At 73.1% G+C, this 14870-nt stretch carries 13 protein-coding genes; 6 read left to right on the top strand and 7 right to left on the bottom strand.

Annotation, left to right across the window (positions count from 1 at the left end):
- Positions 1-94: 94 nt before the first annotated feature.
- Entirely contained in the window at positions 95-2767 is a 2673-nt protein-coding gene (locus tag ACQY0Z_RS08930; RefSeq protein ID WP_439812059.1) for a helicase-associated domain-containing protein, read from the top strand.
- A gap of 181 nt (positions 2768-2948) precedes the next feature.
- A complete protein-coding gene (locus tag ACQY0Z_RS08925) occupies positions 2949-4592 on the top strand; it encodes a DNA repair helicase XPB (RefSeq protein ID WP_189896215.1) in 1644 nt (547 codons plus the stop codon).
- Between the two features lie 13 nt (positions 4593-4605).
- Here ACQY0Z_RS08925 and ACQY0Z_RS08920 read toward each other — a convergent pair whose 3' ends face one another.
- The 3 genes from ACQY0Z_RS08920 to ACQY0Z_RS08910 form a co-directional block, all read right to left on the bottom strand.
- Positions 4606-4947 (bottom strand): hypothetical protein, encoded by a 342-nt coding sequence (locus tag ACQY0Z_RS08920; protein WP_439812058.1) that lies wholly within the window; start codon positions 4945-4947, stop codon positions 4606-4608.
- 92 nt (positions 4948-5039) lie between these two features.
- Positions 5040-5834 carry an ABC transporter permease gene (locus ACQY0Z_RS08915; protein ID WP_439812057.1) on the bottom strand — a complete coding sequence of 265 codons (795 nt, stop codon included), beginning with the start codon at positions 5832-5834 and terminating at the stop codon, positions 5040-5042.
- The gene (locus tag ACQY0Z_RS08910; RefSeq protein WP_254588478.1) at positions 5831-6814 is read right to left on the bottom strand and encodes an ATP-binding cassette domain-containing protein; all 984 of its coding nucleotides are present in this window, start codon (positions 6812-6814) and stop codon (positions 5831-5833) included. Before ACQY0Z_RS08910 ends, ACQY0Z_RS08915 begins: the two co-directional genes overlap by 4 nt.
- Before the next feature lie 223 nt (positions 6815-7037).
- Here ACQY0Z_RS08910 and ACQY0Z_RS08905 point away from each other — a divergent pair, with 223 nt between their 5' ends.
- On the top strand, positions 7038-7769 hold the full coding sequence (locus tag ACQY0Z_RS08905; RefSeq protein ID WP_189896222.1) for a GbsR/MarR family transcriptional regulator: 732 nt from the start codon (positions 7038-7040) through the stop codon (positions 7767-7769).
- Here ACQY0Z_RS08905 and ACQY0Z_RS08900 read toward each other — a convergent pair.
- On the bottom strand, positions 7766-7951 hold the full coding sequence (locus tag ACQY0Z_RS08900) for a hypothetical protein (RefSeq protein WP_189896223.1): 186 nt from the start codon (positions 7949-7951) through the stop codon (positions 7766-7768). The genes ACQY0Z_RS08905 and ACQY0Z_RS08900 overlap by 4 nt on opposite strands.
- Before the next feature lie 274 nt (positions 7952-8225).
- On the opposite strand from ACQY0Z_RS08900, the gene ACQY0Z_RS08895 reads away from it, so the two are divergent.
- Positions 8226-10316 carry a HelD family protein gene (locus tag ACQY0Z_RS08895; protein WP_275981696.1) on the top strand — a complete coding sequence of 697 codons (2091 nt, stop codon included), beginning with the start codon at positions 8226-8228 and terminating at the stop codon, positions 10314-10316.
- Positions 10317-10541: 225 nt separating this feature from the next.
- On the opposite strand, the gene ACQY0Z_RS08890 is transcribed toward ACQY0Z_RS08895, so the two are convergent.
- Positions 10542-11231: a copper homeostasis protein CutC gene (locus ACQY0Z_RS08890; protein ID WP_439812056.1), complete on the bottom strand. Its 690-nt coding sequence runs from the start codon at positions 11229-11231 to the stop codon at positions 10542-10544.
- A gap of 94 nt (positions 11232-11325) precedes the next feature.
- Positions 11326-12003: a maleylpyruvate isomerase family mycothiol-dependent enzyme gene (locus ACQY0Z_RS08885; protein ID WP_381729426.1), complete on the bottom strand. Its 678-nt coding sequence runs from the start codon at positions 12001-12003 to the stop codon at positions 11326-11328.
- Between the two features lie 101 nt (positions 12004-12104).
- Here ACQY0Z_RS08885 and ACQY0Z_RS08880 point away from each other — a divergent pair, with 101 nt between their 5' ends.
- On the top strand, positions 12105-13007 hold the full coding sequence (locus ACQY0Z_RS08880; protein WP_439812055.1) for a virginiamycin B lyase family protein: 903 nt from the start codon (positions 12105-12107) through the stop codon (positions 13005-13007).
- Between the two features lie 34 nt (positions 13008-13041).
- Here ACQY0Z_RS08880 and ACQY0Z_RS08875 read toward each other — a convergent pair whose 3' ends face one another.
- On the bottom strand, positions 13042-13710 hold the full coding sequence (locus ACQY0Z_RS08875) for a DUF3800 domain-containing protein (protein ID WP_254588436.1): 669 nt from the start codon (positions 13708-13710) through the stop codon (positions 13042-13044).
- A gap of 489 nt (positions 13711-14199) precedes the next feature.
- Here ACQY0Z_RS08875 and ACQY0Z_RS08870 point away from each other — a divergent pair, with 489 nt between their 5' ends.
- A complete protein-coding gene (locus ACQY0Z_RS08870; RefSeq protein ID WP_254588435.1) occupies positions 14200-14862 on the top strand; it encodes an HD domain-containing protein in 663 nt (220 codons plus the stop codon).
- Positions 14863-14870: the final 8 nt, after the last annotated feature.

Raw genomic sequence — 14870 nt, 5'->3', positions numbered from 1 at the left:
GTCGGGACACCGTCGCCCGACGGTACCGCGAGAGCGGCGACCCGACCCAACTCCCGGCACGCCACGGCCGTACCCACCCGCTAACGTGAGGCGGATGAGCACCGAGGAGAACCCCGCGGCGGCCCCCCGATCCCTCGCCGAGGCGCTCCGGGGGCGGGACGACGCCTCCCTGGCCGCGCTCCTGCGCAGCCGGCCGGATCTCATCACGCCCGTGCCCACGGACCTGACCCAGCTCGCCACCCGGGCGGGCACGCGCGCCTCGGTGGTCCGCACGCTGGAGCGCCTCGACCGGTTCACGCTGCAGACCGCGCAGGCGCTGGCGGTGGCGTCGGACCCGGCGACGTACGACGAGCTGCTCGGGCTGATGGCGGGCGACGACGGCGACCCGGCGGTGTCCGCCGCGCTGCCGCGCGCCCTCGGCACGCTCCGCGAACAGGCCCTGGTGTGGGGCGGCGACGACCGGCTCCGTCTGGTCCGCACGGCCCGCGAACTGCTGGCGCCGTCGCCCCAGCACCCGTCGCCGACCGGTCTCGGCCCGACCGTGCGGGAGGCGGGCGCCGGCATCTCGCCGGGCCGGATCCAGGAGATCCTGACGACGGCCGGGCTGCCGTCGACGCACGACTCCGTCTCCGCGCTGACCGCGCTGGCGGACCTCTTCAGCGACCCTGAGCGGATGTCCGCGCTGCTCGACCAGGCGCCGAGCGAGTCGGTGGAGGTGCTGGAGCGGCTGGTGTGGGGCCCGCCGTACGGGCAGGTCACCGCCGATCCGGCGCCCCGGCTGCGCTGGCTGCTGGACCGGGGGCTGCTGCTGCCGACGGCGCCCGGCACGGTCGTCCTGCCCCGTGAGGTGGCGCTGCGGCTGCGCGCCGGGCGGGCGCACCGGACGACGGAGCCGGTGCCGCCGCCGGTCGAGGCGGCCGCCGCGCACAGTCCCCGGATCGTGGACGCGACGGCGGCCGGGCAGGCGTACACGGCGCTGGCGACCGTCGAGGAGCTGCTGAAGGACTGGCACGAGGGCGGGCCGGCGGTGCTGCGGGCCGGCGGGCTGAGCGTGCGGGACCTCAAGCGGACCGCGGTGGCACTGGACGTGCCCGAGCCGGTGGCCGCGTTCTGGGTCGAACTGGCCTACGCGGCCGGGCTGCTGGCGTCCGACGGCGAGGCCGACGAGCGGTACGCGGCGACCCCGGCGTACGACGAGTGGCGGGAGCGGCCCTCCGGGGAGCGGTGGGCGCGGCTGGCCACGGCGTGGCTCGCGGCGACCCGGACGCCGGGGCTGGTCGGAGAGCGGGACGCGAAGGACCGCACGCTGTCCGCGCTCGGCCCGGGCCTGGACCGCTCGGCCGCCCCGGAGGTACGGCACCGGGTGCTGGCCCTGCTGGCGGGACTCCCGGAGGGCGCCGCGCCGAACACCGAGTCGCTGCTGGCGCGCCTGCGGTGGGAGCGGCCCCCGCGCGCGGACCGCACCGGGGGCGGCGCGCCCTCCCCGTACGCGCGCCGGACGCCGGCACAGTCCGCCGAGGGGGCGCGGGGCACCACGGCCCGCGGGGCCACGGCACCCGGGTATCCGGCCGACGGCGGCAGCGGTGCGGGCGGGGACGAGGACCTGCGGTCGCGGCTGGCCCGCTGGACGCTCGCCGAGGCGGAGATGCTCGGCATCACCGGGCGCGGCGCGCTCTCCTCGCACGGGCGCGCGCTGATCGGCGCGCCGCCCGCGCCCCGGCACGCGGACGCGGAGACCGAGCCGAAGGGGCCGGGCGACAAGCTGCCCGTGCACCACCGGCAGACCCCGCCGCCGCCCGCCCTCTCCCCCGCCGAGCAGGCAACCGCCGCCGCGACGGCCGCCCGGTTGCTGGAACCCCTGCTGCCCGAGCCGTTGGACCACGTGCTGCTGCAGGCCGACCTGACGGCGGTCGCGCCCGGCCCGCTGGAGCGGCCGCTGGCCGACATGCTGGGCGTGCTGGCGGACGTGGAGTCGAAGGGCGGGGCGACGGTCTACCGGTTCACGCCCGCCTCGGTACGGCGCGCCCTGGACGCCGGGCGGTCCGCCGCCGACCTGCACGCCTTCCTCGCCGCGCACTCGCGTACGCCGGTGCCGCAGCCGCTGACGTACCTGATCGACGACGTGGCCCGCCGGCACGGGCATCTCCGGGTGGGCGCGGCCTCGTCCTACGTACGGTGCGACGACGACGCGGTGCTGAACGAGATCCTCGCCGACAAGCGCGCCGCCGGTCTGGGGCTGCGGCGGCTCGCCCCGACGGTGCTGGCGGCGCGGACCGACCCGGCGGCGCTGCTGGAGGGGCTGCGGGCGATGGGGTTCGCGCCGGCCGCGGAGTCGGCGGAGGGCGATGTGCTGATCGCCCGCGCGGACGCGTACCGGACGCCTCCGCGGACGCCTCCGGAGCCGGTGCCGGACGGGCCGCCGGTGCCCGACGACACGTTGCTCGCTGCCGCGATCCGGGCGGTCCGGGCGGGGGATCTCGCGTCCACCGCGCCGCGGAAGCCGGTGGGCGGGGAGGCGGGGGGTGCGGGTCCGGGGGAGTTGCCGCGTACGTCGGCGGCGGACACGTTGGCGACGCTGCAGGCGGCTGTTCTGACCAACGAGACGCTGTGGATCGGGTACGTGAACGCGGAGGGGGCGGCGAGTCAGCGGGTTATCGCGCCTCTTCGGGTCGAGGGTGGGTTCGTGACGGCGTACGACCACACTGCGGATGAGGTGCGGACGTATCCGCTGCACCGGATCACGGGGGTCGCGGAACTCGCGGAGTGAGGCGGCGCGTGGGTATGTGCGGGTTCATCGGGGTCGACCGCGGAGTTCCCCGCGCCCCTGGGGGTGTCGCCGTCACGCGCCTGTGAGAAGACTCCAGGCCCGGTCCGGAATGTGATCAGGCAAACTGGACGTTTGGCCGTGCAGTGCCCGTGCCGAGCCCGTCGCAGAAAGGCAGCCGCGCGTGAATGGTCCGCTCATCGTCCAGTCCGACAAGACCCTGCTCCTCGAGGTCGACCACGAGCAGGCCGACGACTGCCGTCGCGCCATCGCGCCGTTCGCCGAACTGGAGCGCGCCCCCGAGCACATCCACACCTACCGGGTGACCCCGCTGGGCCTGTGGAACGCGCGGGCCGCGGGTCACGACGCGGAGCAGGTCGTCGACGCGCTGGTGCAGTACAGCCGCTACCCCGTGCCGCACGCGCTGCTCGTCGACATCGCCGAGACCATGGACCGCTACGGCCGGCTCAGCCTGGTCAAGCACCCCGCGCACGGCCTGGTCCTCACCACCACCGACCGCCCGGTCCTGGAGGAGGTGCTGCGCTCCAAGCGCGTCGCCCCCCTCGTCGGCGCGCGTATCGACCCCGACACCGTCGCCGTGCATCCGTCCGAGCGCGGTCAGATCAAGCAGACCCTGCTGAAGCTGGGCTGGCCCGCCGAGGACCTCGCCGGGTACGTGGACGGCGAGGCGCACCCGATCGAGCTGGTCGAGGACGGCTGGGCACTGCGCCCGTACCAGAAGCAGGCCGTGGAGAACTTCTGGCACGGCGGCTCCGGCGTGGTCGTCCTCCCGTGCGGCGCCGGCAAGACGCTGGTCGGCGCGGGCGCGATGGCGCAGGCCAAGTCGACCACGCTGATCCTCGTCACCAACACCGTCTCGGCCCGCCAGTGGAAGCACGAGCTGGTGAAGCGGACGTCGCTCACCGAGGAGGAGATCGGCGAGTACAGCGGGACGAAGAAGGAGATCCGCCCCGTCACCATCGCCACCTACCAGGTGCTGACGACGAAGCGGAAGGGCGTCTACCCGCACCTGGAGCTGTTCGACTCCCGTGACTGGGGTCTGATCCTCTACGACGAGGTGCACCTGCTGCCCGCGCCCGTCTTCAAGTTCACCGCCGACCTCCAGGCGCGGCGACGGCTCGGCCTGACGGCGACGCTGGTGCGGGAGGACGGCCGCGAGTCGGACGTGTTCTCGCTGATCGGCCCCAAGCGGTTCGACGCGCCGTGGAAGGAGATCGAGGCGCAGGGCTACATCGCGCCCGCCGACTGCGTCGAGGTCCGCGTCAACCTCACCGACTCCGAGCGGCTGGCGTACGCGACGGCCGAACAGGAGGAGAAGTACCGCTTCTGCTCGACGACCGCCACCAAGCAGCGCGTCACGGAGGCGATCGTCCGCCGTTTCGCGGGGCAGCAGATCCTGGTCATCGGCCAGTACATCGACCAGCTCGACGAACTGGGCGAGCACCTGGACGCGCCGGTCATCAAGGGCGAGACGTCCAACGCCCAGCGGGAGAAGCTGTTCGAGGCGTTCCGGCAGGGCGAGCTGAGCGTGCTGGTGGTGTCGAAGGTCGCGAACTTCTCCATCGACCTGCCGGAGGCGACGGTCGCCATCCAGGTGTCGGGCACGTTCGGCTCCCGCCAGGAGGAGGCGCAGCGCCTCGGCCGTGTGCTGCGGCCGAAGGCGGACGGCCACCAGGCGCACTTCTACTCGGTCGTCGCCCGCGACACCATCGACCAGGACTTCGCGGCGCACCGCCAGCGGTTCCTGGCGGAGCAGGGGTACGCGTACCGGATCGTCGACGCGGACGAGCTGCTCGCGGAGAGCTGACGCCCCGCGGGGCTCACCCCTCGGGGAGGTTGAACACCAGCGCGATGACGGTCAGCCAGGGCAGCAGCGACAGCCCGGCCAGCCAGAGGCGCGGCACCGCCCAGCGGCGGGTATGGGGCAGCAGCCACGCGGCGGCGCAGGCGGCCACCCCGAGCAGCCCGCCGAGGAACAGGGTGCCGTACACGACGTGCAGGGCGGTCGTCAGCGCCGTCGAGCAGTCGTCGGGGCCGCAGCTGTCCGTCGCCATGACGGACAGTCCCCCGAACAGCAGCGCGAGCGGCGCCAGCATCACGCCGAGCACGGTGGCGACCGCCGGCGCCACGTACGCATGGGGGTCGCGCTCGTTCGTGTTCATACGGCCAGTGAAGCGGCCCCGGTGTGTCCGGGACACCGGAGCCGTTACTCAACTGTGCGGGTGTATTCGTACTCATTCCCTGCTCACGGTCACTACTTCGGGTCGCGGGCGAAGGAGGCCGTCGACCAGACGTAGCCGAGTACGACCAGCGCCACGCACCAGGCCACGGCCAGCCATCCGTCGTTGCCGATCTCGCTGCCGAGCAGCAGCCCGCGCAGGGTCTCGATGGCCGGCGTGAACGGCTGGTACTCGGCGACCGGCCGGAACCACCCCGGCATCCCGTCGACCGGGACGAAGGCGCTGGACAGCAGGGGCAGGAGGATCAGCGGGGTCGCGTTGTTGCTGGCGGCCTCCGCGTTGGGGGCGCCGAGGCCCATGCCGACCGCGATCCAGGTGAGCGCCGTCGCGAACAGCACCAGCAGCCCGAAGGCGGCCAGCCACTCCAGCGCGGTGGCGTCGGTGGAGCGGAAGCCGATCGCCACCGCCACCAGGCCCACGACGACCACGCTGAGGACGGCCTTCAGCACGCTGCCGACCACGTGCCCGACGAGCACCGAGCCGCGGTGGACGGCCATCGTGCGGAAGCGGGCCACGATCCCCTCGGTCATGTCCATCGACACGGACACCGCGGTGCCGATGGCGGTGGAGCCGACGGTCATCAGCAGCAGCCCCGGCACCAGGTACGCGACGTACGCGGACCGGCCGCCGCCGCCCAGCCCCGCGCTCATCACGTCCCCGAAGACGTACACGAAGAGCAGGAGCAGCATCACCGGCGTGAGCAGCAGGTTGAGGGTGAGAGAGGGATAGCGGCGCGCGTGCAGCAGGTTGCGGCGCACCATCGTGGACGAGTCGCGCAGGGCGAGGGACAAGGACTGCGGGGCGCTCATCGGACGGTCTCCTTCGAGGGAGCGGACGACGGGGCGGGGACGCCGGCGCCTTCGGTGCCGGCTCCTTCGGTCAGGGCGAAGAAGACGTCGTCGAGGTCGGGGGTGTGCACGGTCAGCTCGTCCGCCTCCACGCCGGCGGAGTCCAGCAGGTCGAGCACTGCGCGCAGTTCGCGCTGGCTGCCGCCGCTGGGGAGGGACAGGGTCAGCGCCGCGTCGTCCGGGGCGGCCCCGGTCAGGACGGCGGCGGCCGACCGGTAGCCGGCCGGGTCGGTGAAGCGGAGCCGTACGTGCCCGCCGGGGACGATCCGCTTCAGCTCCTCCGCGGTGCCCTCGGCGGCGATCCGGCCGTCGTGCAGCACGGCGATGCGGTGGGCGAGCTGGTCGGCCTCCTCCAGGTACTGGGTGGTGAGGAAGACCGTCACCCCGCCGTCGACCAGCTCGCGGATGATGCCCCACATGGTGTGACGGGAACGGGGGTCGAGTCCGGTGGTCGGCTCGTCGAGGAAGATGATCCGCGGGTCGCCGACCAGGGTCATGGCGATGTCGAGCCGGCGCTTCATGCCGCCGGAGTAGGTGGACGCGGGTTTCTTCGCCGCGTCCGCGAGGTCGAAGCGCTCCAGCAGCTCGGCGGCGACGCGCCTGCCCTCCCGGCGGGGCAGGTGGTGCAGGTCGGCCATCAGCAGCATGTTCTCCTCGCCGGTGATCAGACCGTCGACGGCGGAGAACTGTCCGGTGACGCCGATCGCGGCCCGCACGGCCTGCGGGTCGGCGGCGAGGTCGTGCCCGCCGACCCGCAGGTCGCCCGCGTCCGCGCCGACGAGCGTGGAGAGGATCTTGACGACCGTGGTCTTGCCCGCGCCGTTCGGCCCGAGCAGGGAGAAGATCGTGCCTTCCTCGACGGCGAGGTCGACCCCGTCGAGGACGACCTTGTCGCCGTACGCCTTGCGCAGCCCGTGTGCCGCGATGGCCGAGCCGGTCATGTGCGCTCCTTCGGGTCATTGTTTCTGACACCGAAAACGCTACGTTGCGTTCATGAGAACGGCAATAAACTTGTTGCATCCAAACACTGTTTATACAGCTCAGCACAGTTAAATCGTTGCAACGTTTTGAGATTTAACGCAACAGGAGCACTGCATTTCGTTGCAATACAAAGGGAGTGAACGCTATGCTCGACTCCCCCATCGCCCACGAAGGAGACCCGCGTTGCCCGGAGGCAGGCTCACTCAGCAGGAGCGCCAGCAGATCGCGTCGGGGCTGGCCGACGGGCTGGCGTACGCGGAGATCGCGCGGCGGCTCGACCGTCCGACGTCGACGGTCACGCGGGAGGTCATGCGCAACGGCGGCCCCACCGCCTACCGCCCCGAACTGGCACAGCGCGCGACCGAGCAGCGCGCCCACCGGCGCAGGCGCGGCGCGCGGCAGGCGAAGGCGGCGCCGGACGCGTACGGGCGGGACCCGGAGGCGGTGCGGGCGTTCGAGGAGACGCTCACGACCGTCTTCATCGCCTCGGGCACGCCCAGGATGATGGCCAGGGTCATGGCCTGTCTGACCCTCAGCGACTCCGGCAGCCTCACCGCCGCCGAGCTGGCGGAGCGGCTCCAGGTGAGCCCGGCGTCGGTGTCGAAGGCGGTCGCGTTCCTGGAGAGCCAGGACCTGGTGCGGCGCTTCCGCGACGAGGGGGGCCGACGGGAGCGCTACGGCTTCGACGAGGACATCTGGTACCAGTCGATGGTCGCCAGCGCCCGGTCGACCGCGCAGATCGCGGCGACCTCACGGGAGGGCGTGGACGTCATGGGTCCCGGCACGCCGGCGGCGACGCGGCTGGAGAACGCCGCGCGGTTCCTCGACTTCGTCTCCGAGACCATGATCCGGGCGGCGGAGGAGGCGCGGGACCTGCTGCACGGGAAGCCCCACGACAGTACGGAGCAGGGTTAGCGGCGGCGGACGCCGGCCTCCGGGCCGTACTCGCCGAGGAGGATCACGTCGAAGGCCGCGCCGAGGAACACCTTCACGGCGCGCAGGGCGTCACCGACGCGGTGCGGGTGACTGCCCTCGGCCGGGGCGGCGCCGCTCGGGCGGACCGGCGGACTGGTGGGGTGGACGGTGGCTGCGCTCATGCACTCATGGTCGCTCCGTGACCCCGGTCCGGGCATCGGCCCACGGGACCGGACCGCCGGGCCGCCGTGTACGTCCGCGGAACGAGCCGTCCCTCTCAGGCAGGACGGGGTGACCCCTAGGGGGTGGGAAAACCGTTTGGACCACCCTCGCCCCACGACCTAGAATCTCCGCTCTCTTCCCGCCTCCCTCTCGGAGCGCCGCCGTCCGGACGGAAACCGGCCGGCATTCCTTCCTCGCAGCACACCCGGCAGCAGGTCCCTCGGAGGCACTCCCTTGTCCGCGTCCACGCCCGTAGACGAGCCCGCGTACGACCCCGTGGACGGTCCGGTCGTCCCGGCCGACGACCCCCTCGCCCGCGAACGCTCCCACCTCGCCGCGTCCCGCGCCGCCCTGCGCGCCATGCGGGAGGACGTGGAGGCGCTCGACATCCGCGACGTCACAGCCAACTGGGTGAACGCGGCGGTGCTGCAGCACCAGATCGAGGAGCGGATCAAGGCGCTGGCCGACCTCAGCGACACCCCGCTGTTCTTCGGGCGCCTCGACTATCTGCACGCGCCGGGCGCGGAGCAGGCGGAGGGGGCGGAAGGAGAACGCTTCTACATCGGGCGCCGGCATGTGCACGACGCGGACGGCGACCCGATGGTGATCGACTGGCGTGCGCCGGTGTCGCAGCCGTTCTACCGGGCGTCCAAGAAGGACCCGATGGACGTGGGGCTGCGCCGCCGCTTCGGCTACACCGGCGGCGACCTCACCGCGTACGAGGACGAACACCTCTCCGACCCGGCCGAGGCGGCGACCACCAGCAAGCTGCTCCAGCAGGAGATCGAGCGCCCGCGCGTCGGCCCCATGCGCGACATCGTCGCGACGATCCAGCCCGAGCAGGACGAGATCGTACGGTCGGGGCTGTCGGGCAGCGTGTGCGTGCAGGGCGGCCCCGGCACCGGAAAGACGGCCGTCGGCCTGCACCGGGTCGCGTACCTGCTGTACGCCCACCGCGAGCGGCTGGCCCGCACGGGCACGCTGGTCGTCGGCCCGAACCGCTCCTTCCTCCACTACATCGAGCAGGTGCTGCCGGCCCTGGGCGAGCTCACCGTCGCCCAGGCGACGGTGGACGACCTGGTGGCGCACGTGGAGGTACGCGGCACGGACGACGCGACGGCGGCGACGGTCAAGGGCGACGCGCGCATGGCGGAGGTGCTGCGGCGGGCGCTGTACTCGCACGTGACGATGCCGACGGAACCGGTCGTGGTGGTGCGCGGCTCGCGCCGCTGGCGCGTCCCGGCGTACGAACTCCAGGCGATCGTGCGGCAGTTGCTGGACCGGGACATCCGCTACGGGGCCGCCCGTGAGGCGCTGCCGCAGCGGATCGCGCACGCGGTGCTGGTGCAGATGGAGCGGGCGGGCGAGGCGCCGGACGACCGGGTGCAGGACGCGGTGGCGCGCAACGCGGCGGTGAAGGCCGCGGTGAAGGCGGTGTGGCCGGCGGTGGACCCGGCGAAGCTGGTGCTGCGGCTGCTGGGGGACGCGGAGTTCCTGGCCGAGCACGCGGAGGGGCTGCTCGACGAGCAGGAGCAGAAGGCGGTCCTCTGGGCGAAGCCGGCGCGGTCGGTGAAGTCGGCGAAGTGGTCGGCGGCGGACACGGTGCTGATCGACGAGGCGGCGGACCTGATCCGGCGGACGCCGTCACTCGGGCACGTGGTGCTGGACGAGGCGCAGGACCTGTCCCCCATGCAGTACCGGGCGGTGGGCCGCCGCTGCACGACCGGCTCGGCGACGGTCCTCGGCGACCTGGCGCAGGGCACCACGCCGTGGGCGACGCGCAGTTGGGAGGAGGCGCTGTCCCACCTGGGGAAGCCGGACGCGGTGGTGGAGGAGCTGACGGCGGGTTTCCGTGTCCCGACGGACGTCATCACGTACGCGTCGCGCCTGCTGCCGCACATCGCGCCGGGGCTCACGCCGGTGGCGTCGATCCGCGAGAACCCGGGCTTCTTCGAGGTCCGCGACGCCTCGGGGACGGACGAGGTGCTGGCGGCATGCCGCGAACTGCTCACCCGCGAAGGCTCGGTGGGCCTGATCGCGGCGGACCCCCGCATCCCCGCCCTGACGGAGGCCCTGGCCGCGGCGGGCCTCCCCCACGTGTCCCCCGGCGAGGAGACAACGGAGTCGACCCGCCTCACCCTGGTCCCGGCCTCCCTGGCGAAGGGCCTGGAATACGACTACGTCCTCCTGGACGAACCCCGGGCGATCGTCGACGCGGAACCGGACGAACGCACGGGCCTGCGCCGCCTGTACGTGACGCTGACGCGAGCGGTGTCGGGCCTGCTCATCACGCATGGGGCGCCGTTGCCGGCGCAGTTGACGTAGACGCCCGCCCCCCCCACCGCGAACGCGCCGCGGACCGACCCACCTGGCCCTGGCCCACCGCGGACGCGCCGCGGACGGCCCACCCGTCCCCCGTCCCGCGGGCAGTCGTGCCTCCCCCCGTGCCTTGAGGGCCTGGGAGGTACCCCCAGGCGGCACGGGTGGGCGCGGACGGTATCCCGCAAGCGCCGGGCTGCGCGAACACCCCCGCCCCGCGTCAGAGGCGCCTCAGCCTCCCAGCACCGTCCGCCACCGAGCCACGGCCTCCGCCGACACCGGCCCCGTCCAACCCTCCGGCCGCGCCGCGCCCCCGATGTGGAAGGCGTCCACCCCCGCGTCCAACAACCCCGGCACGTGCTCCAGCCGCAACCCGCCCCCCACCAGCAACTGCTGCCCGTACCCAGGCTCCCCGCGCCGCGCCGCCTCCGCGCACAGCACCGGCAGCCCCGCGTCCACCCCCTCCGCCGACCCGGCGGTCAGGTAGGTGTCCAGACCAGGAAAGTCCGCGAGCTGCTTGCGCACCGTGTCCCGGTCCGTCGCGTGGTCGATCGCGCGGTGGAACGTCCACCGGCACCCCTCCAGCTCCGCCGCGACCCGTTCCACCGCCGCCAGGTCCACCTGGCCGTCCGCGTCGAGGAAGCCGAGGACGAACTCCTCCGCCCCCGCCTCCCGCATCTCGCGCGCCGCCGCGACCAGCCGTTCCACCGCGCCCGCCGCGAAGCCGTCCGCGAGCCGGATCATGACCCGGACCGGGATGTCCACGGCCGCGCGGATCGCCGTCACCGTCGGTGCCGCGGGGGTCAGCCCGTCCGCCGCCATGTCGGTGACCAGCTCGAGGCGGTCCGCACCTCCGGCCTGGGCGGCGACGGCGTCCTCGACGTCGAGGGCGATCACCTCCAGGACTGCACGCTTGCTCATGGGGCCCCATTCGTCGGCTCGGAACGGCTCCTACAGGTCTAGTCCAATCCAAGCCTACGCCCGGTCCCGGCCCCGGAAGCGCCCCACCCACCGCTCAGCCGAAGATGTTCAGCTCCGCCGCGTCGACGCCGGCCAGCTCGTACGACACCCCGTCCACCGGGCGCCCCGCGTACAGCCGCATCAGCGTGGGCCCGTCGCCGATGAAGCGGGCCGGGGGCCGTTCCCCGGACGCGTCGCCCAGCCGTACCGGCTCGTCCGCGTCGTCCAGGTCCGCGTGCAGCGGCACATGCCCCCGCGCGCTGGTGACCTGCGCCAGCAGCGCGAGCGCGAACGGCAGGCCCGAGCCCGCGTACGCCCCCGGCTCCCCGAGCGCCACGCGCACGTCCCCGGCGTGCACCCACTCGCCGAGCGCCACCCCGTCCAGCAGCCCGCCCGCCTTGGCGATGACAGGACCGGCCTCGGTCATGCCGCGTTCCAGTTCGTCGAGGACCTCGGCATTGGTCCAGCCGGCCCGCTCGTCGATGTCCCGCTGGTTTGCCTCCGGCGAGAACACGTCCTTGTCGTACCGGCTCTCCACCACCCGCGCCAGCGCCGCCGAACAGTGCGCCAGCACGTCCCGCACCGTCCAGCCCGGACACGCCGTCACCGGCAGCGTGAAGTCGCCGTCGCCGCGAGGTCGCAGCAACGGGAGCAGCGCGTCCCGCTCGACGCTCAGCAGCCGGCCCGGCAGCTCGGGGTCCCGTACCTCGTGCACATCCGCAGGAGTCGTCATGCGCCCACGCTAGTCGCGAGGCCCCGGGCACGAAACGAGGTTGCGCCGGAGCGCCTCGCCCCGAGAGGGTGCCGGGATGACCGTCCCCCACGGGAGTTGATGTGCCGTACCCTCACACCCCCGCCGTCTCCGCGTTCCGCCTCACGGACGACAAGGCCGGGCCGTACGGCATCACGGCCGGCCCCGACGGCGCGCTCTGGCTCACGCTGGTGCACAGCGGCGGCGTCGCCCGCCTCACCCTCGACGGCGCGTACGAGGAGTACGCCCTGGACGCGCCCGACTGCCGTCCCACGGTGATCGCGCCCGGACCGGACGGCGCCCTCTGGTTCACCCGCTTCCAGGACCACCGGATCGGCCGCGTCACCGTCGACGGCGTCGTGACGTCCGTCCCGCTGCCGTCCGCCGGCGGCGGGCCGTACGGCATCACGGCGGGGCCGGACGGCGCGCTCTGGTTCACGGAGACGACCGGTGACCGCGTCGGCCGGATCACCGTCGACGGGCAGATCACGGAGTTCGCGCTCCCGGTCGCGGGCGGCTTCCCCTCCGCGATCACCACGGGCCCGGACGGCGCACTGTGGTTCACACTGAACGGCGCGAACGCGATCGGCCGCATCACCGTCGACGGCGACACCGCCGTGTATCCCTTGCCCACGGACGCCGCCGGGCCGGTCGGCATCGCCGCCGACGGCGACGCCGTCTGGTTCACCGAGATCCTGGCCGGCCGGATCGGCCGGATCACGCCGGACGGCCGGATCACGGAGCTCCCGCTCCCCGACCGCTCGGCCAAACCGCACGCGATCGTCGCCGCCGCCGACGGCGAGTGCTGGTTCACGGAATGGGGCACGGGCCGCGTCGGCCGCGTCACCGGGACCGGCGAGATCACCGAACACGCCCTTCCCGACCCGTCCTCCGAACCCCACGGCATCACCGTGTGCCCGGACGGCGCCCTGTGGACGGCCCTGGAGACGGGCGGGGTGGCGCGGGTGGACCGACGGCTGCGGTGAGGGTGAGGCCGGTCGGCCTCACGTACGCCCCCCTTTACACCCCGCTCGGCAGACTGCCACCGCCCGTCTGCTGCACCGGAATCATGACCGCGCGCGCGTCGGCCTTCCCCGGCCTGAACATCAGACTCGACGGCTGCGCGGTCCGGCGGTCGGACACCACGATGCCGCCGCGCCACTTGCCCGAGGGGTCCTGGTAGCGGAACTGGAGCTTCTTCAGCCGCTCCCCGAACTCCTCCCGCAGTGGGCGGTACGCATCGTCGCAGTGCACGTTCCACGTCACGTCGCCCAGGTAGGCGTGACAGGCGACGGGGAAGAGCAGGGAAGACACCACCAGGTCCGCGAGCTGCAGCAGCGTGTGCGTGTCACTGTGCCCGAAGACGGGGGACTCGATGACGCCTTTGAGCAGGTCACCGCCCGCGCGGTACTTGCGAGTCGTGACGCAGTGGACGTTCGGCGCGTTCTTCGACTTGGTGCGGCAGTCGAGGATCATCACGCCGCACGAGTGACTGTCCAGCAGCTGGGCCTGGAAGGTCTCCGTGAGGCTTCCCACCGAGGTGCTGTACACCCCCGTCTCGTTCACGGCGTGACCCTCCTGTTTCACCCACACCACCCGGGCCAGCACGCGGGCGTTGCAGCGCTCCAGCAGGCCGAGGACCGAGTCCACGAGGAGCGTCGCAGCCCGGCGCCGGTCCCGGTTCCCCACGCGGATGTCCTTACGGACGTCGGCCCCCTTGACCTCCGTGTGGATCACCTCGGAGAGATGCCGGGCACGGCCCAGCTCGCGGCCGGTACGTCTTCTTGACGGTCAGGAAATCCCAGGTCAACTGCTTGATGCAGGAGTCGTGGACGGTGAAGCCACCGACGACGAGAACCGGCGGTGCGTCCGGTCGCGAGGGGTCGAGGGTCTGACCGTTCCCCGCCTCGTCGATGTAGCACAGGTACAACGAGCCTCCCGGAAAGCACTCGGGCCGCTCCCGAAGGAGCGGCCCCAGGACCTGGTGAGCCATATGTACCGTGCTTTGTTTGCTGCCCCGATGCTGCCGAGAACGACATCGACCGGTCAAGCCGATCGTCACAGTCGGTTGACATGTGCGCGCAGTGAGTAACGCGGTGCAGGTGTGGGGCAACCCGGCGACGGCGGCTCACCATGGAGACGACGGCGCACGGAAGCAGCACCGGGAAGAATGACGGCATGGCCGACACCCAAGACCTCCGCGCCCGTTTCGTCCGTGCCCTCGAAGGGGCCCGGGGTTCCTCGGAGGGGCCCGACCCCGTGCCGTACGCGGAGCATCTGATCGCCCGCTGGCAGGAACCGCAGCGGCGGTACCACACGCTCGATCACCTCACCGCGGTCCTCGACCGCGTCGACGAGCTGGCGGACCACGCCGACGACCCCGACGTCGTACGGCTCGCCGCGTGGTTCCACGACGCCGTGTATCTGCCGGACCGGTCCGAGAACGAGGAGCGGTCCGCGCGGCTCGCCGAGCGCGCGCTGCCGGAGGCCGGGGTGTCCGCGGAGAAGACCGAGGAGGTCGCCCGCCTGGTGCGGCTCACCGTGACGCACGACCCCGCCGACGACGACCGCGACGGCCAGGTGCTGTGCGACGCCGACCTAGCGATCCTCGCCGCCGCGCCGTCGGCGTACGCCGCCTACACCGCCGCCGTCCGCGAGGAGTACCACTTCGTGCCGAACGACGCCTTCCGCGAGGGCCGAGCCGATGTGCTGCGCCAACTCCTCGGCCTGCGCCGCCTGTTCCGCACCCCGTACGGCCAGGAGCACTGGGAGGCCACCGCCCGCCACAACCTGCGCGGCGAGCTGGAAATGCTGTCGACCCCGCCCCCGCCCTCCGCCTAGCCTCCCCG

The sequence above is a fragment of the Streptomyces sp. P9-2 genome (assembly GCF_051903975.1).
Taxonomy (GTDB): domain Bacteria; phylum Actinomycetota; class Actinomycetes; order Streptomycetales; family Streptomycetaceae; genus Streptomyces; species Streptomyces cellulosae.
The sequence above is the reverse complement of the archived record's forward strand: the minus strand, read 5'-3'. Positions and strand labels throughout refer to the sequence as shown.